Origin of the sequence: Pseudomonas sp. UBA6562 (genome assembly GCF_002434265.1) — a bacterium.
Classification (GTDB): domain Bacteria; phylum Pseudomonadota; class Gammaproteobacteria; order Pseudomonadales; family Pseudomonadaceae; genus Aquipseudomonas.
In genome coordinates this window covers 658,767-675,591 of the sequence record NZ_DJJS01000006.1, presented here as the reverse complement: position 1 = coordinate 675,591, position 16,825 = coordinate 658,767, and the positions used below count along the sequence as shown (strand labels likewise).

Sequence of the window (16,825 nt, the reverse complement as noted above, 5' to 3'; positions counted from 1 at the left end):
TTCCTGACCTCACAAAATGAATAGGTCGCTTCGAGCGACAGACGTTTGTTGGTCCGGTGGTCCGGTGGATATACCCTAGTGGCTTATCAAATCTTTATGAAATAGCTTTTTCGAATATCTATAGAAGGGCAGCGTTCACCTGTCCGAGCTTTCCCAAGTGTGAATGCCAAGCCAAAAAAAGCCTGTTCAACCGGCTGCGGCAGTGCCCAGGAACTTCCTCAGGAATTGCTGCGTACGCGCCTGCTGCGGATTGGCGAACAGGGCCTTGGCCTCGCCTTGTTCGACGATCACCCCCTGGTCGAAGAAGACCACCCGGTTCGCCACGTCGCGGGCGAAACTCATCTCGTGGGTGACGATGATCAACGTGCGCCGCTCCTGCGCCAGGCTGCGAATGGTCGCCAGCACCTCGCCGACCAGCTCCGGGTCGAGCGCCGAGGTGGGCTCGTCGAACAGCATCACCTCAGGCTCCATGGCCAACGCCCGGGCGATCGCCACCCGTTGCTGCTGGCCGCCCGACAATCTGCGCGGGTAGGCGTCTTCCTTGCCGGCCAGACCCACCTTGGCCAACAGCGCACGGCCCAAGGTCAAGGCTTTGTCGCGTGGCACCTTCTTCACCACCACGGGACCTTCGATGACGTTTTCCAAGGCCGTGCGGTGGGGAAACAGGTTGAAGTTCTGGAAGACGAATCCAGCCTGCTGGCGCAATTGACGGATCGCCCGTTGTTGGTTGCCCAGGGAACGATCGGCATCGATGCCGATGTCACCGATGCGCACCTTGCCGGCATCCGGCGTTTCCAGCAGGTTCAGGCAGCGCAGGAAGGTGGTTTTGCCCGAACCGCTGGGGCCGATGATGGCCACCACCTCACCGGCTTCCACGCGCAGGTCGATGCGGTCGAGCACCGTCTGCCCGTTGAAGCGCTTGGTCAGGCCTTCGACGACGATCATCGCTCAGTGCTCCCGGTCATGGCGGTTGGCGCGCGCTTCGAGGCGGTGCTGCAAGTGCGCCAGAAGGCTGGCCAGCACCCAGTAGATCAGTGCGGCGGCCAGGTACATCGTGAACACTTCGAACGTGCGTGCGGTGATCAGCTGGGCCTGGCGGAAGAGCTCGGGCACCTGGATAGTGGCCGCCAGCGCGGTGTCCTTGACTAGCGAAATGAAGCTGTTGCCCAACGGCGGCAGGGCGGTGCGCATGGCCTGCGGCAGAATCGTGCGGCGCAGCGCCTGGGCGCGGGTCATGCCGAGGCTGGCGCAGGCTTCCCATTGGCCCCGATCGATCGAGGCAATGGCCGCCCGCAGGATTTCGCAGGCATAGGCGGCCATGTTCAGTGAAAAGCCGATCAGCGCGGCAGGCAACGGGTCGAGCTCGATACCGACCTGGGGCAGGCCGTAATAGATCAGGAACAGCTGCACCAGCAGTGGCGTGCCGCGAAAGAACGACACGTAGATCCGCGCCAGCCAGCTCACCGGCCACAGGCGCGACAGGCGCATCAGCGCCAGAGCGAAGCCCAGCAGCAACCCGAAGAGCATGCCGCCGACGCTGAGGATGACGGTGAAGTACGCGCCCTTGAGCAGGAACGGCAGCGAGTCGAGGGCCAGCTGCAGGCTTTGCTCGATCATTGCGTGACGTCAGCCCCGAAGTATTTCTGCGACAGCGCCGTCAGGGTGCCGTCGGCCTTGAGTGCGGCCAGGGCCTTGTTCAGTGCGTCCAGCAGTTCCGGTTCGTCCTTGCGCACAGCGATGCCCGATTCCAGGCGCGAGAAGGCTTCGCCTGCCAAAGCGGTGTTCGGCGCCTTCTTGGTGTATTCCAGCGCGGCCAGGCGGTCGATGAGGATGGCGTCGATGCGGCCGACCGCAAGGTCCTGGAATTTGACCGGATCGTCGTTGTAGGTGCGCACGTCGGCCTTCGGCACTTCCTTGCGCAGCCATTGCTCGTAGTTGGTACCAAGGCCCACGCCGACTTTCTTGCCGTTCAGGTCCGCGGCGCCTTTGATGGCCAGCTCATCGAGGTTCTTCTTCAACACCAGGGCCTGGATACCGGAAATCGTGTAGGGGGTGGAGAAATCGTACTTCTGCTTGCGCTCATCGGAAATGGTCACCTGGTTGACCACCACGTCCAGACGCTTGGAAGCGAGGGCGGCGAGAATGCCGTCCCAGGGCGTGGGTTGCAGCTTGACCTTGACGCCCATCTGCTTGGCCAACGCCTCGGACAGCTCCACTTCGAAACCACTGAGCTTGCCCTTTTCGTCGACGAAGCTGAACGGCGGATAGGTGCCCTCCAGGCCGACATTGAGCACGCCTTTTTCCTCGATGGTCTTGAGCTGTTCGCCGGCCGAAGCCTGGCCCGTCAGGCCGACGCCCAGCAGCAGGGCCAGGGCGGTGGTGAGGAGCGGTTTGCCGAGTCTGATCATGGAGTGCCCTGCGTAAGGAGGTTGGAATGGCTGGCGACGATACAGCGCAGTGTTCGGCGGCGGGAAAGACGTTGTCGGTCTGTGCTTATGCGCGAATCGCTGCGTTCGCCGCTGGCCCCAGCATAGACCAAGGAAATGCTGGCATTGATAGGAGTGGGCGGCCGGGGCTTCGGTTCACCCGCGCCTACAACCCCCGCGAGTTTGTCGTAGAGTAATGGCCACTTTCCAACATCGCCCCCGACCTGCGGCAGGAGCACACCGTGAGCCAACACCCTTCGACCAGCCAGTGGCAGCTTCCGACCATCGTCAACGGGCTGCGCAGCGCCCGTGACCAGTGGCGTACCCAGAACGGCCGCAGCAGCGGCGAGAAGGGCGGCCGCGAACTGCCTTCGCGCGAAGCCATCGGCGAGGTCTTCGAGCTGTTGCGCGGCGCGCTGTTTCCCATGCGCCTGGGGCCGGTCGACCTGCGCGAGGAAAGCGAGGACTTCTACGTCGGCCACACCCTCGACACGGCCCTGACCCTGCTGCTGACCCAGGCCCGCCTGGAACTGCGCTACGCCGCACGCCAGGAGAAGAGCGACGTGGCCAGCACCGATGCCCGCGCCCTGAGCTTGATCCAGGCGTTCGCCGCCGAGCTGCCGCACCTGCGCGTGCTGCTCGACACCGACGTGCTGGCCGCCTTCCACGGCGATCCGGCGGCGCGCAGCGTCGACGAAGTGCTGCTGTGCTACCCCGGCATCCTGGCCATCATCCACCACCGCCTGGCGCACCACCTGTACCGCGCCGGCCTGCCGCTGCTGGCGCGCATCGGCTCGGAGCTGGCGCACTCGGCCACCGGCATCGACATCCATCCCGGTGCGCAGATCGGCCCGGGCTTCTTCATCGACCATGGCACGGGCGTAGTGATCGGCGAGACCGCCATCATCGGCGAGCGGGTGCGTATCTACCAGGCCGTGACCCTGGGCGCCAAACGTTTCCCGACCGACGAAACCGGCATGCTGCACAAGGGCCAGCCGCGCCACCCGATCGTCGAGGACGACGTGGTGATCTACGCCGGCGCCACCATCCTGGGGCGCATCACCATCGGCCAAGGCTCGACCATCGGCGGCAACGTCTGGCTGACCCGCAGCGTGCCCGCGCAAAGCAACATCACCCAGGCCAATCTGCAACTGGACTGCGACAGCACGCGCTGAGCCGCAGTGCCCTCAGCCCCCGCCGCAGGGGGGCTGACGCCGTTCGAGCACGTACGGAACTTGCCCGTCACGGCACCTCTCTGAACCTCACATCGACACGTGACTCCGGCTTGCCGTTCGGCCCGCTTGGGTCGCAATGGCGGGCGATCCATGTTTAACTTGAACGCTTGTTCAATATAAACGCGCTGGTCTGTTGCCGGTGTTCAACAGGAGGATTCCCTTTGCTGAACCCGTTCACTGCGAACGTTCCACCCCTCTTCGAGGTGCACTGCCCATGAGTGCATCGGTCCCTGAAACCGTTCCTGAAAAAGTCCGCATGAACCCGCCGGTGTTCTATTTCGCGGCGAGCGTCATCCTGCTGTTCGGCCTTGTGGTCATCAGCTTCCCGCAAGCGGCCGGCGACTGGCTGCTGGCGGCGCAGAACTGGGCGGCCAACACGGTCGGCTGGTATTACATGTTGGCCATGACGCTATATCTGGTCTTCGTGGTGGTCACCGCCATTTCCGGCTACGGCAAGATCAAGCTCGGTGCCGACCACGACGAACCCGAGTTCAGCTACCTGTCCTGGGCCGGCATGCTGTTCGCCGCCGGGATCAGCATCACGCTGTTCTTCTTCTGCGTCTCCGAACCGTTGACCCACATGCTGCAACCGCCGCAAGGCGAGGGCGGCACGGCCGAGGCCGGGCGCCAGGCGATGCAGATCCTGTTCCTGCACTGGGGCCTGCACGGCTGGGGCGTGTTCGCCTTCGTCGGCATGGCCCTGGCGTACTTCGCCTACCGCCACAACCTGCCGCTGGCCTTGCGCTCGGCGCTGTACCCGCTGATCGGCAAGCGCATCAATGGTCCGATCGGCTATGCGGTCGACGGCTTCGGCATCATCGCCACGGTGTTCGGTTTGGGCGCGGACCTGGGCTTCGGCGTGCTGCACCTGAACTCGGGGCTCGACTACCTGTTCGGCATCAGCCACAGCCAATGGGTGCAGGTGGGCCTGATCGTGCTGATGGTCGGCGCCGCCGTGGCGGTGGCGGTGGCCGGGGTGGAGAAGGGCGTGCGGCTGATGTCCGACATCAACCTGTTCCTGGCCTGTGCGCTGCTGCTGTTCGTGCTGTTCGCCGGCCCCACCCAGCACTTGCTCAACACCCTGATCCAGAACCTGGGCGACTACCTCGGCGCGTTGCCGAGCAAGAGCTTCGACGTCTACGCCTACGGTGAGAACCGCGACTGGCTGGGCGGCTGGACGGTGTTCTACTGGGCCTGGTGGATCGCTTGGGCGCCCTTCGTGGGACTGTTCATCGCGCGCATCTCCCGTGGCCGCACCATCCGCGAGTTCGTCTTCGGTGTGCTGCTGATCCCGCTGGGCTTCACCCTGGCCTGGATGTCGATCTTCGGCAACAGCGCCCTCGACCAGGTGATCAACCATGGCATGGCGGCGCTCGGCCAGTCGGCCCTGGACAATCCGTCGATGACCCTCTACCTGCTGCTGGAGACCTACCCCTGGAGCAAGGCGGTGATCGCCGTCACGGTGTTCATCAGCTTCGTGTTCTTCGTCACCTCCGCCGACTCGGGCACCGTGGTGCTTTCGACGCTGTCGGCCAAAGGCGGCAGCGCCGACGAAGACGGGCCGAACTGGTTGCGCATCTTCTGGGGCGGCATGACCGCGCTGGTGACCATCAGCCTGCTGTTCGCCGGCAGCATCGATTCGCTGAAGTCGGCGGTGGTGCTGACGTCGCTGCCGTTCTCGCTGATTCTGCTGTGCATGATGTGGGGGCTGCACAAGGCCTTCTACCTCGAATCGCAGCGGCGCATCGCGCAGATGCATTCCCTGGCGCCAGTGGCCCAGGCACGGCGCGGCAAAGGCCGTGGCGGCTGGCGCCAGCGCCTGAGCCAGGTGGTGCACTTCCCGTCGCGCGACGAGGTGTACCGCTTCATGGACGATGTGGTGCGCCCGGCCATCGGCGAGGTCACCGAGGTGTTCGAGCAGAAGGGCCTGACCATCATCACCCAGGACGACCCGGCGCACGACAACGTCAGCCTCAAGGTCGGCCACGGCGAGGAGCAGCCGTTCACCTACCAGGTGCAGATGCGCGGCTACTTCACGCCGTCTTTCGCCTTGGGCGGGCTGGGTTCGCAGGAACTGAAGAACCGCCGTTACTACCGCGCCGAGGTGCATCTGTCCGAAGGCAGCCAGGACTACGACCTGGTTGGCTACAGCAAGGAACAGATCATCAACGACATCCTCGACCAGTACGAACGGCACATGCAGTTCCTGCACCTGGTGCGTTGAGGCCAGCGGCAGCTTGGCGTTTCCCTCCGGCCTGCCCTGCAGGCCCGCGCGGGTGATTCGGGAGACCGGTCACCCGCGCTGTCTTTGCGCATCGCGGTCTTGTAAAGAAGCCCGCGCCCCGCTCAAAACGGCGCATCCCCCAGAATCGTCGCGCGGTGCATCACGCGGCGCTGTGGGCGGTAGTCGTCCACCGCGTAATGCTGGGTCACGCGGTTGTCCCAAAACGCCACATCGTTGGCCTGCCAACGCCAGCGCACGGTGAATTCCGGGCGCGTCGCGTGGGCGAACAGCAGCTTGAGCAGGGCCTCGCTTTCGCTAGGCGCCAGTTCGTCGATGCGCGTGGTGAAGCCTTCGTTGACGAACAGCGCCTTGCGCCCGCTGACCGGATGCGTGCGCACCACCGGGTGCGACAGCGGTGGGTGGTCGCGACGGGCGGCTTCCCAGCGCGCCAGGTCCTCGGCGGTGCTGCCGAAGCGTTCCAGCGGGAAGGAATGGGTGAAGTCGTGGGTGGCGGTCAGCCCCTCCAGCAACCCGCGCAACGGTGCCGACAGCGCTTCGAACGCGGCGATGCCACTGGCCCACAGGGTATCGCCACCGTAGGCCGGCACGTGCTTGGCGGCCAGCACCGCGCCCAGGGCCGGGGTCGGCAGGAAGGTCACGTCGGTGTGCCAGATCGCGTTGTCGCGCACGTCGGTCACGGCGGTGTCGAGGATCAGCACCTGCGGGGTGTCGGCCACTTTCGGGTAGATCGGGTGTATGTGCAGGTCGCCGAACTGTGCGGCGAAGCGCGCCTGCCGGTTGGGCGTCAGCGGCTGGTCGCGAAAGAACAGCACCTGGTGGTCGAGCAAGGCCTGCTCGATGGCATCGCGCTGCGCCGGGGAGAGGTCCGCGGCCAGGTCGACACCGCTGATCTGCGCGCCCAGGGCAGTGCCCAGGGGAGAGATGCTCAGGGTCATGGAAGTCTCCAGCGTCGTCAGGGGTTAGGGTCGAGGTGTCGAGCGTCGTTGGCGGTGCGGGCCTGCTGCGCTGTCCGCAGCCTTGGCCCGTTCGTCGAATGTGGTGCCAGCGTCCGCTGCGTCAATGCGTGGCGCCGTGCCAGGGCACCAGTTTGCGTTGCAGGGCGCGCAGGCCCATCTCCAAGGCGAAGGCGATGACCGCAATCAGTACGATGCCCAGCACCACCACGTCGGTAACCAGGAACTGAGCCGCCGACTGCACCATGAAGCCCAGGCCGCGGGTGGCGGCGATCAGCTCGGCGGCCACCAGGGTCGACCAGCCGACGCCCAGGCCGATGCGGATGCCGGTGAGGATGTCGGGCAAGGCGCTGGGCAGGATCACGTGTTTCACCAGTTGCAGCCGGGTGGCGCCTAGCGACTGCGCCGCGCGCAGCCTGACCGGGTCGACCGTGCGCACGCCGGTGGCCGTGGCGATGGCGATCGGCGCGAAGATCGCCAGATAGATCAGCAGTACCTTGGACAGCTCGCCGATGCCGCACCAGATCACGATCAGCGGCAGGTAGGCCAAGGGTGGGATGGGCCGGTAGAACTCGATCAGCGGGTCGAAGATGCCGCGCGCCACGCGGTTGTAGCCAATGGCGATGCCGATCGGGATCGCGCTCAGCGTGGCCAGCAGCAGGGCCAGACCGATACGCCCCAGGCTCGCGCCCAGGTGCTGCCAGAGGCTGGCTTCCATGTAGCCTTGGCTGAGCAACTGCCTGGCCTTGGCGACGACATCGCCGGGCGAGGGCAGGAACAGCGGCTCCACCCAGCCGGCAGCGGTGACCAGCCACCAGCCCGCCAGCAGGGCGAGCACGGTCAGCACGCTGATCCAGCGGGTGGGCAGGCTGCGCCGACGTCGCACGGGAGTGGGCTGGGGCGTATCGGTGGCGCGGCTCAAGGGCAGTTCCAGGCTGTTCATGCGCGCTCCTGACGGCGGGCGGCGAGGCGTTGATCGAAGACCTTGGCCAGCACGTGCTCGCGGGTGGCGATGAAGGCCGGGTCGGACTTGATCGCACGGGCCGATTCGCCGGCAGCGTAGCGCTGGCCGAAGTCCAGTCGCAGGCGCTCGACGATGCGCCCGGGCTCAGGCGCCAGCAGCACCAGGTCGGTGGCCAGGAACACCGCTTCCTCGATGTCGTGGGTGATCAGGAAGATCGGTTTGGGGGTGCGTTGCCAGAGGTGCAGCAGCAGTTCCTGCACCTGCTCCCGGGTGAAGGCGTCCAGGGCGCCGAACGGCTCGTCCATCAACAGCACCCGTGGGTCGGCGGCCAATGCGCGGGCCAGGCCCACGCGCTGTTGCTGGCCGCCCGACAGCTGCCAGATGCGCCGTTCGGCAAAACCGCTCAGGTCGACCAGGTCGAGCATCGCGCGCGCCTTGGCTTCACGCTCGGCGCGCGGTACGCCGGCCAACGCCAAGCCGAAGGCGACATTGCCCAGCACATCCTGCCAGGGCAGCAGGCCATGGGCCTGGAACACCACGCCGCGTTCGGCGCTGGGCCCGGTGATCGGCACGCCGTCCAGGCTGATGCGCCCGGCGCTGGGCGCGACGAAGCCGGCGATCAGGTTCAGCAGCGAAGTCTTGCCGCTGCCCGACGGGCCGAGGGCCACCAGCAACTGGCGCGGCCCCAGGCTCAGGTTGATGTCGTCCAGCACCGGAGTGCTGGCGCCGGGGTACCGGGCGCTGACGTGCGCCAGTTCGAGCAAGGCCATGGCGGGCTCCGGCGATCAGTGGGGGATGAACTGCGCGCTGACGTACGGCGCGTAGTCGGGCAGCACCGCATCGACCTTGCCCTGCTCCTTGAGGAAGGTGGCGGTGTCGGTCAGCGCCTGCACGGTCGGCGCGCCCAGCGCCGTGGTCTGGTCGGCGGCCAGCGGGTAGACGTTGCCTTGCAGCAGCAGTGGGATGTCGCTCGGTTTGGCACCGGACAGGCGCGCCACTTTGTTCACGTTGTCGGGGTTGGCCAGCCAGGCGTTCGGGTCCTGGCGGTAGTCGGCGTAGGCATCGAGGGTGACCTTGGCAAAGGCCTTGACCACGTCCGGGTGCTGGGCGGCGAAATCCTTGCGCACGATCCACGCATCGAAGGTCGGCGCGCCCTTGCTGGCCAGCTCACCGGAGGTCACCAGCACCTTGCCGGTTTCCTTGGCCACGCCCAGAGCTGGGTCCCAGACGTAGGTGGCGTCGATGTCGCCGCGCTTCCAGGCGGCGATGATGGCAGGCGGCGCCAGGTTGAGGATCTGCACCTGGGCCGGGTCGATGTTCCACTGCTTGAGCGCGGCCAGCAGGCTGTAGTGACCGGTGGAAACGAAGGGCACGGCGATCTTCTTGCCGATCAACGCCTGTGGACTGTCGATGCCCTTGCGCGCGACCAGCGCCTCGCCGGCACCGATCTGGGTGGCGATGAGGAAGGTTTCGATCGGCAGCTTGCGCGTGGCGGCGGCGGCCAGAGGGCTGGAACCCAGGTAGCCGATCTGCACGTCGCCCGAGGCCACGGCGGTGATCACGTCGGCACCGTTGTCGAACTTGCGCCAGTCGATGCTGGCTTTGCTGGATTTCTCGTAGGCGCCGTCGGCCTGGGCCACTTTGGCCGGGTCGACGGTGGTCTGGTACGCCACGGTGAGGTCGGCGGCCTGGGCCATCCAGCTGGCGCCGAGCAGGCTGAGGGTGGCGAACAGGCGCAGGGGGGCAAAGGCGATCATTGAGCGTTCCTCATCATGAACGGGGTGGAATGGCGATGAGGCTAAATGATCTAAGAATCTATTAATAAATAACTTTTGGGAATTAGCTTAGGTGCGGGTGCGAGGGCGAGAAAGCAGGACCGAATAGGTTTAGGTGAAACGATTAAGTCAGAAACCTTCCCCGCCTATAACAGCAACGCTTTGGAATAAATTGCCGCTTGCTTAAATCACTTCTCTATAAGGGTTTAGACCTTATTCCAGAAAAATCTTACCGATTATCGAGACAAGCATTCTGGTTTTATCGGATTGTCATTATTCTGTAGCGCGATTGGCGTATTAGACCAAAGTCGCGAAACGATCTGTAACGATTGACTTCGCCCGGATGCTTTGGCGCTAATCGCCAACCACGAAGAGCCTGGCAACAGACCCGGCCTTCGCGAAGCACAAAAATTAGAACGTAAAGGAGCACTTCATGTACAAGTCGAGTCTGGCCCTGGCCGTGACCTTGGGGATTTTTGCGCAACAGGCCGGCGCCGCCGGTTTCGTCGAAGACAGCAAGCTGTCGCTCAGCTCGCGCACCATGTATTTCGATAACAACAACCGTGAAGCCCACGGCGCCGTGCGTCCTGACCAGCGCGAATCGGGCCAGGGCTTCAAGCTCGATTACATTTCGGGCTTCACCCAAGGCACCGTAGGCTTCGGCTTCGACGCCCAGGCCCTGTGGGGCATCCACCTGGACGGCGGTCGCGGCTACCACAAAGGCGGCTTCTTCCCTGACGACGGCGACGGCTCTGCCGATCAGTGGTCGCGTATCGGCGGCAACGCCAAGGCGCGTTTCTCCAAGACCGAAGCGCACTTCGGTAGCGCGCTGGCACCGGCCCTGCCGATCCTGGTATCGAACGACGGTCGTCTGCTGCCACAGACCTTCGAAGGCGCCACCATCCAGTCGAAGGAAATCGACAACCTGACCATCAACGCCGGTCAACTGACCCACGCCATGGGCCGTGCGTCGAGCAACCGTACCGGTTTGTCGGTCAACGGCGGTACCGAGGAAAGCAACAAGTTCCGCTACGGTGGTCTGGACTACAAGCTGACCAAAGACCTGACCCTGCAGTACTACTACTCGAACCTGGAAGACTTCTACAAACAGCACTTCCTGGGTGCGACCCACCTGTTCCAGATCGACAAGGACCAGTCGTTCAAGACCGACCTGCGTTGGTTCAACAGCAGCAGCGACGGCAAGAACGGCGACGCCGGCTACCGCTTCAACAACAACGGCGGCTACGCCAAGACTCCGGGCGAGGTCGACAACAAGACCTGGTCGGCGATCTTCACCTACACCCTGGGCGGCAACTCGTTCCTGTTGGGCCACCAGCGCGTGAACGACGACGGCGGCTTCGTCTGGCTCAACCAGGGCAGCCTGGCCAACGAAGGTGCGGGCGGCTCGAGCTTCTACCTGTTCACCGACAGCATGATCAACCAGTTCGCCAAGGCCGGTGAGAACACCACCTTCGGTCAGTACGCCTACGACTTCGCAGGCTTGGGCGTTCCGGGCCTGAAGGCGTCGGTCTCCTACCTCAAGGGCGAAGACGGCAAGAACGCCAACGGCAACGGCACCTTCAGCGAGTGGGAACGCGATGCGCGGATCGACTACGTGATCCAGCAAGGCCCGCTCAAAGGCCTGGGCACCAGCCTGCGCCACGGCGTGTACCGCGGTGCTGGCACCAGCTCGCTGGCGGACCAGGACCAGACCCGTCTGATCTTCAACTACACCTACAACTTCCTGTAAGGCGTAGCTGCAAAGCAACAAGCCCTGCCTGGTGCAGGGCTTTTTTACAGGTCGAATTTCATATCGCCAAAAGCTATAAATAAATCGTTATTGATTCTTTTTTATTTGATCCGGATTCAGGCACAGTGGCTTCCATCTGGTAGAGAACAGCACAGGAAACGCACCCATGAGCCTCAAACTTGGCGACATCGCCCCCGATTTCGAGCAGGACTCCACCCTCGGTAACCTGCGTTTCCACGAGTGGCTCGGAGACAGCTGGGGCGTGCTGTTCTCGCACCCGGCCGACTTCACCCCGGTGTGCACCACTGAACTTGGCCTGACCGCCAAGCTGAAGGACGAATTCGCCAAGCGCGGCGTCAAGGCCATCGCCTTGTCGGTCGACCCGGCCGAGTCCCACCACCGCTGGATCGACGACATCAACGAAACCCAGCAGACCCAGGTCAACTTCCCGATCATCGCCGACGCCGACCGCAAGGTGTCCGACCTGTACGACCTGATCCATCCCAATGCCAGCGACACCCTCACCGTACGCTCGCTGTTCGTCATCGACCCGCAGAAGAAAGTGCGCCTGACCATCACCTACCCGGCCAGCACCGGGCGCAATTTCCATGAAATTTTGCGCGTGATCGATTCGCTGCAACTGACCGACAGCCACAAGGTGGCGACGCCGGGCAACTGGCAGCAGGGTGACGACGTGGTGATCGTGCCTTCGCTGAAGGACGAAGACGAAATCAAACGGCGCTTTCCCAAGGGCTATCGCGCCGTCAAACCTTACCTGCGCCTGACTCCGCAACCGGATCGTTAATCGCTGCACCGTGGTACCGCTTCAAGCCAAACAGGGATTTTCGGGCCGTTTCGACGGCCCTTTTTTTTGCATGGGCGAAACGCAGTAGCGCATAGTTCTGAAAAGAATAACCAAATGAATAAATATGATTTCTAGATATATATGCAGGCTGGTAACGTCAGCACCATCTACTTGAGGAAGCGTTGCCATGCTAGTCGTCGCCATCGGGGGAAGCCCCAGCACCCGTTCACGCTCAGGCGTACTGCTCGCGCAGACGCAGGAATGGCTACAGGAGCGCGGCGTCGAAGTGGTGACGTTCCAGGTGCGCGATTTCGCGGCCGAGGATCTGCTGCATGCCCGCTTCGATAGCCCGCAGGTCAAGCACTTCCAGGACACCGTGGCCGAGGCCGATGGCGTGATCGTAGCCACCCCGGTGTACAAGGCCTCGTTTTCCGGCGCCTTGAAGACCCTGCTCGACCTGTTGCCCGAACGCGCCCTGGAACACCGCATCGTGCTGCCCATCGCCACCGGCGGCAGCATCGCCCACATGCTGGCGGTGGACTACGCCCTGAAGCCGGTGCTGTCTGCCCTCAAGGCGCAAGAGACCCTGCACGGGATCTTCGCCGACGACAGCCAGATCGGCTACGCACAAGGCGACACCCCAGTGCGCCTGGACGGCGCTTTGCAGGCACGCTTGCTCGACTCGCTGGAAACCTTCCACCAGGCCCTGGCCCGTCGTCCGCGACCGGTTGCGCCGGGGGTACTGAACGAACGGCTGATCAGCGCTCGCTGGAGCATCTGACCCGCCACACCCGTAATTGCTTTTCCCACCTTACTCGCCCGCCAACGGGCAAGCAGGTGCAACCCGAACCTCATTCGTACAGGAGAGCGCCAATGCGCACCGTCTTCTTGCGTCGTGGTCTGGTCGCCCTGTTTGCGGCGGCCGTGTCCTTCGGCGTCATTACCCAAGCCCAGGCCGAAACCCTGCGTATCGGCTATCAGAAATACGGCACCCTGGTGCTGCTCAAAGCCAAGGGCACGCTGGAAAAGCGCCTGGCCGAGCAGGGCATCCAGGTGCAGTGGAACGAATTTCCCGGCGGCCCGCAGCTGCTCGAAGGGCTCAACGTCGGCTCCATCGACTTCGGCGTGACCGGCGAAACCCCGCCCGTGTTCGCCCAGGCCGCCGGTGCCGACCTGCTCTACGTGGCCTATGAGCCGCCTGCGCCGCACAGCGAAGCGATCCTGGTGCCGAAGGATTCGAAGATCCAGTCGGTGGCCGAGCTCAAAGGCAAGAAAGTCGCCCTGAACAAAGGCTCCAACGTGCACTACCTGCTGGTGCGCGCCCTGCAGGACGCAGGCCTGAAGTACAGCGACATCCAGCCGGTGTACCTGCCCCCCGCCGATGCCCGCGCCGCCTTCGAGCGTGGCAGCGTCGATGCCTGGGTGATCTGGGACCCGTACCAGGCTGCCGCCGAGCAGCAATTGCAGGCACGCACCCTGCGCGACGGCGACAAGCTGGTCGACAACCACCAGTTCTATCTGGCCTCGCGCAGCTACGCGAACCAGCACCCTGCCGTGATCAGTGCCTTGGTCGAAGAAGTGAACAGCGTCGGCCAATGGGCCCAGGCCCATCCCCAGGAAGTCACCGCGCAGGTCGCCCCGCTGTTGGGCCTGCCCGCCGACATCACCCTGACCTCGATGGAACGCCAAGGCTTCGGCGCCCAGTTGATCACCCCTGAAGTGGTCGCCGCGCAGCAGAAGATCGCCGACACCTTCCAGGCCCTGAAGCTGATTCCCAAGCCCTTGACCATCAAGGACGTGATCTGGACCCCACCTGCCAAGGTCGCCACCGCGCCTTGATTCGATCCTGCCCTGCGGCGCGCTGCCGGCAGGGCCACTCTTGAGGAGACCGCTCCAATGAGCCTGAACATTTTCTGGTTCCTGCCCACCCACGGTGACGGCCATTACCTGGGCACCGCCGAAGGCGCCCGCGCCGTCGACCACGGTTATCTGCAACAGGTGGCCCAGGCCGCCGACCGTCTGGGCTTCGGCGGCGTGCTGATCCCTACCGGGCGCTCGTGCGAAGACTCCTGGCTGGTGGCCGCGTCGTTGATTCCGGTGACCCAGCGCCTGAAGTTCCTGGTCGCGCTGCGCCCCGGCATCATCTCGCCGACCGTGGCCGCCCGCCAGGCGGCGACCCTCGACCGCCTGTCCAACGGCCGTGCGCTGTTCAACCTGGTCACCGGCGGCGATCCGGACGAGCTGGCCGGCGATGGCCTGCACCTGAACCACGAAGAGCGTTACGAGGCCTCGGTCGAATTCACCCGCATCTGGCGCAAGGTGCTCGAAGGCGAGTCGGTCGACTACGACGGCAAGCACATCCAGGTCAAAGGCGCCAAGCTGCTCTACCCACCGGTGCAGCAACCACGTCCACCGCTGTATTTCGGCGGCTCGTCGGCCGCCGCGCAGGACCTGGCCGCCGAGCAGGTCGAGCTGTACCTGACCTGGGGCGAGCCGCCGGCGGCGGTGGCGGAAAAGATCGCCCAGGTGCGCGCCAAGGCGGCCGCCCAAGGTCGCGAAGTGCGCTTCGGCATCCGCCTGCACGTGATCGTGCGCGAAACCAACGCCGAGGCCTGGGCTGCCGCCGACCGCCTGATCGCGCACCTGGACGACGACACCATCGCCCGCGCCCAGGCGTCCCTGGCGCGCTTCGACTCGGTGGGCCAGCAACGCATGGCCGCGCTGCATGGCGGCAAACGCGACAACCTGGAAGTCAGCCCCAACCTGTGGGCCGGCGTGGGCCTGGTGCGTGGCGGTGCCGGCACCGCGCTGGTCGGCGATGGGCCGACGGTGGCGGCGCGGGTCAAGGAGTACGCCGAGCTGGGCATCGACACCTTCATCTTCTCGGGTTATCCACACCTGGAAGAATCCTACCGGGTGGCCGAACTGCTGTTCCCGCACCTGGACGTGCAGCGCCCCGAGCAACCCAAGACGGGCGGCTACGTGAGCCCGTTCGGCGAGATGGTGGCCAACGACATCCTGCCCAAAGCCGCGTCGCAGAGCTGAGGGGCCGAGCATGAGCCGAACGAATTCGAACACGCTCGCCCAGCGCCTGGCGCCCTGGGCTCTGCCGGTGCTGTTGCTGGCGCTGTGGCAACTGGCGGTGACTGCCGGCTGGCTGTCGACGCGCATCCTGCCCGCGCCGAGCGCTGTGGTCAGCGCCGGCGTCGAGCTGGTGCGCAGCGGCGAGATCTGGACGCACCTGGCCATCAGCGGCTGGCGCGCCGGGCTGGGCTTCTTCATTGGCGGCAGCATCGGCCTGGTGCTGGGCTTCATCACCGGCCTGTCGAACTGGGGCGAACGCCTGCTCGACAGTTCCGTGCAGATGATCCGCAACGTGCCGCACCTGGCGTTGATTCCCCTGGTGATCCTGTGGTTCGGCATTGATGAGTCAGCGAAGATCTTCCTGGTCGCCTTGGGCACGCTGTTCCCGATCTACCTCAACACCTACCACGGCATTCGCAGCGTCGACCCGGCCCTGGTGGAGATGGCGCGCAGCTATGGCCTGTCGGGCTTCGGCCTGTTCCGCCAGGTGATCCTGCCCGGTGCCTTGCCGTCGATCCTGGTCGGCGTGCGCTTCGCCCTGGGCTTCATGTGGCTGACCCTGATCGTCGCCGAAACCATTTCGGCCAACGCCGGCATCGGTTATCTGGCGATGAACGCCCGCGAATTCCTGCAAACCGACGTGGTGGTGCTGGCCATCGTGCTCTACGCCGTGCTCGGCAAACTCGCCGACCTCGCCGCTCGCGGCCTGGAACGGGCCTGGCTGCGCTGGCACCCGGCCTACCAAGTGCAGAAGAAGGAGGGCGCATGACCGTGCTCGCATCACAACCGGCGCAGCTGCTGCGCGGCATTCCCCTGGCGGTCCGGCAACTGCGCAAGACCTTCGGCCAACGCGACGTGCTGCAAGGCATCGACCTGCAGATTCCGGCGGGGCAGTTCGTCGCCATCGTCGGGCGCAGCGGCTGCGGCAAGAGCACCCTGCTGCGCTTGCTGGCCGGCCTCGACCAACCCTCGGCCGGGCAGTTGCTGGCCGGCGCCGCGCCCCTGGCCGAAGCCCGCGAGGAAACCCGGCTGATGTTCCAGGAAGCGCGCCTGCTGCCCTGGAAGAAAGTCATCGACAACGTCGGCCTGGGCCTGAGTGGCGACTGGCGCGCCCAGGCCTTGCAAGCTTTGCAGGCCGTGGGCCTGGAAGAACGCGCCAACGAATGGCCGGCGGCGCTGTCCGGTGGCCAGAAGCAGCGCGTGGCCTTGGCCCGCGCGCTGATCCACAAACCGCGTCTGCTGTTGCTCGACGAACCGCTCGGCGCGCTGGATGCGCTGACCCGCATCGAAATGCAGCAACTGATCGAACGGCTCTGGGGCGAGCACGGTTTCACCGTGTTGCTGGTCACCCATGACGTCCACGAAGCCGTAGCCGTGGCTGATCGGGTGATCCTCATCGAGGACGGCGCCATCGGCCTGGACCTGGAAATCGACCTGCCACGCCCCAGACAGCACGGCTCGCCGCGCCTGGCGGCGCTGGAAAGCGAAGTGTTGAACCGCGTCATGTCGCTGCCGGGCGCCGAGCCTGCCGCAGAGCCTGTCGCGCCCTTGCCCACGCAGTTGCGTTGGGCGCTCTGAACCACTCCCG

General features: G+C 64.9%; 16 protein-coding genes. 9 read left to right on the top strand and 7 right to left on the bottom strand.

Annotation, left to right across the window (positions count from 1 at the left end; all coding sequences use genetic code 11):
* Positions 1-186 precede the first annotated feature (186 nt).
* From tcyN to tcyJ, 3 genes are read right to left on the bottom strand one after another with little or no spacing between them, the layout of a single operon-like run.
* Positions 187-945 (bottom strand): L-cystine ABC transporter ATP-binding protein TcyN, encoded by a 759-nt coding sequence (gene tcyN, locus B4M43_RS10505; protein ID WP_296266749.1) that lies wholly within the window; start codon positions 943-945, stop codon positions 187-189.
* Positions 946-948: 3 nt separating this feature from the next.
* The gene (tcyL, locus tag B4M43_RS10500) at positions 949-1,614 is read right to left on the bottom strand and encodes a cystine ABC transporter permease (protein WP_296267319.1); all 666 of its coding nucleotides are present in this window, start codon (positions 1,612-1,614) and stop codon (positions 949-951) included.
* Complete coding sequence (gene tcyJ, locus B4M43_RS10495; protein ID WP_296266747.1) at positions 1,614-2,408, bottom strand: cystine ABC transporter substrate-binding protein; 795 nt, start codon at positions 2,406-2,408, stop codon at positions 1,614-1,616. Before tcyJ ends, tcyL begins: the two co-directional genes overlap by 1 nt.
* 260 nt (positions 2,409-2,668) lie before the next feature.
* Here tcyJ and epsC point away from each other — a divergent pair, with 260 nt between their 5' ends.
* Together epsC and betT are read left to right on the top strand one after the other, a co-directional pair.
* Complete coding sequence (gene epsC / locus B4M43_RS10490; RefSeq protein WP_296266745.1) at positions 2,669-3,601, top strand: serine O-acetyltransferase EpsC; 933 nt, start codon at positions 2,669-2,671, stop codon at positions 3,599-3,601.
* 274 nt (positions 3,602-3,875) lie between these two features.
* Positions 3,876-5,885 carry a choline transporter BetT gene (gene betT, locus B4M43_RS10485; protein WP_296266744.1) on the top strand — a complete coding sequence of 670 codons (2,010 nt, stop codon included), beginning with the start codon at positions 3,876-3,878 and terminating at the stop codon, positions 5,883-5,885.
* 122 nt (positions 5,886-6,007) lie between these two features.
* Here the strand turns inward: betT and tauD are convergent, their stop codons facing one another.
* The 4 genes from tauD to tauA all read right to left on the bottom strand — a co-directional run bounded on the left by tauD (position 6,008) and on the right by tauA (position 9,580).
* Positions 6,008-6,841, bottom strand: coding sequence for a taurine dioxygenase (gene tauD / locus B4M43_RS10480; protein WP_296266741.1), 834 nt, complete (start codon positions 6,839-6,841; stop codon positions 6,008-6,010).
* Positions 6,842-6,962: 121 nt separating this feature from the next.
* A complete protein-coding gene (gene tauC / locus B4M43_RS10475) occupies positions 6,963-7,802 on the bottom strand; it encodes a taurine ABC transporter permease TauC (RefSeq protein ID WP_296266739.1) in 840 nt (279 codons plus the stop codon).
* A complete protein-coding gene (gene tauB / locus B4M43_RS10470) occupies positions 7,799-8,593 on the bottom strand; it encodes a taurine ABC transporter ATP-binding subunit (RefSeq protein WP_296266737.1) in 795 nt (264 codons plus the stop codon). The genes tauC and tauB overlap by 4 nt, the downstream gene beginning before the upstream one ends.
* Positions 8,594-8,608: 15 nt before the next feature.
* The gene (gene tauA / locus B4M43_RS10465; RefSeq protein WP_296266736.1) at positions 8,609-9,580 is read right to left on the bottom strand and encodes a taurine ABC transporter substrate-binding protein; all 972 of its coding nucleotides are present in this window, start codon (positions 9,578-9,580) and stop codon (positions 8,609-8,611) included.
* A gap of 451 nt (positions 9,581-10,031) precedes the next feature.
* Between tauA and B4M43_RS10460 the strand changes: the two genes are divergently transcribed.
* From B4M43_RS10460 to ssuB, 7 genes are all read left to right on the top strand, one after another.
* Positions 10,032-11,348: an OprD family outer membrane porin gene (locus tag B4M43_RS10460; protein WP_296266734.1), complete on the top strand. Its 1,317-nt coding sequence runs from the start codon at positions 10,032-10,034 to the stop codon at positions 11,346-11,348.
* A 166-nt stretch (positions 11,349-11,514) separates the two neighbouring features.
* Entirely contained in the window at positions 11,515-12,153 is a 639-nt protein-coding gene (locus tag B4M43_RS10455; protein ID WP_296266732.1) for a peroxiredoxin, read from the top strand.
* Between the two features lie 187 nt (positions 12,154-12,340).
* The gene (ssuE, locus tag B4M43_RS10450; protein ID WP_296266730.1) at positions 12,341-12,934 is read left to right on the top strand and encodes an NADPH-dependent FMN reductase; all 594 of its coding nucleotides are present in this window, start codon (positions 12,341-12,343) and stop codon (positions 12,932-12,934) included.
* A gap of 92 nt (positions 12,935-13,026) precedes the next feature.
* Positions 13,027-13,992: a sulfonate ABC transporter substrate-binding protein gene (locus B4M43_RS10445; RefSeq protein ID WP_296266729.1), complete on the top strand. Its 966-nt coding sequence runs from the start codon at positions 13,027-13,029 to the stop codon at positions 13,990-13,992.
* A 57-nt stretch (positions 13,993-14,049) separates the two neighbouring features.
* On the top strand, positions 14,050-15,198 hold the full coding sequence (gene ssuD, locus B4M43_RS10440; RefSeq protein ID WP_296266727.1) for an FMNH2-dependent alkanesulfonate monooxygenase: 1,149 nt from the start codon (positions 14,050-14,052) through the stop codon (positions 15,196-15,198).
* 10 nt (positions 15,199-15,208) lie between these two features.
* Complete coding sequence (ssuC, locus tag B4M43_RS10435; protein ID WP_296266725.1) at positions 15,209-16,006, top strand: aliphatic sulfonate ABC transporter permease SsuC; 798 nt, start codon at positions 15,209-15,211, stop codon at positions 16,004-16,006.
* Positions 16,003-16,815 (top strand): aliphatic sulfonates ABC transporter ATP-binding protein, encoded by an 813-nt coding sequence (gene ssuB, locus B4M43_RS10430; RefSeq protein WP_296266723.1) that lies wholly within the window; start codon positions 16,003-16,005, stop codon positions 16,813-16,815. The genes ssuC and ssuB overlap by 4 nt, the downstream gene beginning before the upstream one ends.
* The last annotated feature ends 10 nt before the right edge of the window (positions 16,816-16,825 follow it).

Bases quoted from the DNA above. Each gene is read 5' to 3' on its own strand.
- betT (WP_296266744.1), top strand. From the start codon at position 3,876: ATGAGTGCATCGGTCCCTGAAACCGTTCCTGAAAAAGTCCGCATGAAC.
- ssuB (WP_296266723.1), top strand. From the start codon at position 16,003: ATGACCGTGCTCGCATCACAACCGGCGCAGCTGCTGCGCGGCATTCCC.
- tcyJ (WP_296266747.1), bottom strand. From the start codon at position 2,408: ATGATCAGACTCGGCAAACCGCTCCTCACCACCGCCCTGGCCCTGCTG.
- tauC (WP_296266739.1), bottom strand. From the start codon at position 7,802: ATGAACAGCCTGGAACTGCCCTTGAGCCGCGCCACCGATACGCCCCAG.
- B4M43_RS10455 (WP_296266732.1), top strand. From the start codon at position 11,515: ATGAGCCTCAAACTTGGCGACATCGCCCCCGATTTCGAGCAGGACTCC.
- ssuE (WP_296266730.1), top strand. From the start codon at position 12,341: ATGCTAGTCGTCGCCATCGGGGGAAGCCCCAGCACCCGTTCACGCTCA.
- ssuD (WP_296266727.1), top strand. From the start codon at position 14,050: ATGAGCCTGAACATTTTCTGGTTCCTGCCCACCCACGGTGACGGCCAT.
- tauA (WP_296266736.1), bottom strand. From the start codon at position 9,580: ATGATCGCCTTTGCCCCCCTGCGCCTGTTCGCCACCCTCAGCCTGCTC.
- ssuC (WP_296266725.1), top strand. From the start codon at position 15,209: ATGAGCCGAACGAATTCGAACACGCTCGCCCAGCGCCTGGCGCCCTGG.
- B4M43_RS10460 (WP_296266734.1), top strand. From the start codon at position 10,032: ATGTACAAGTCGAGTCTGGCCCTGGCCGTGACCTTGGGGATTTTTGCG.
- tauB (WP_296266737.1), bottom strand. From the start codon at position 8,593: ATGGCCTTGCTCGAACTGGCGCACGTCAGCGCCCGGTACCCCGGCGCC.
- tcyN (WP_296266749.1), bottom strand. From the start codon at position 945: ATGATCGTCGTCGAAGGCCTGACCAAGCGCTTCAACGGGCAGACGGTG.
- tauD (WP_296266741.1), bottom strand. From the start codon at position 6,841: ATGACCCTGAGCATCTCTCCCCTGGGCACTGCCCTGGGCGCGCAGATC.
- B4M43_RS10445 (WP_296266729.1), top strand. From the start codon at position 13,027: ATGCGCACCGTCTTCTTGCGTCGTGGTCTGGTCGCCCTGTTTGCGGCG.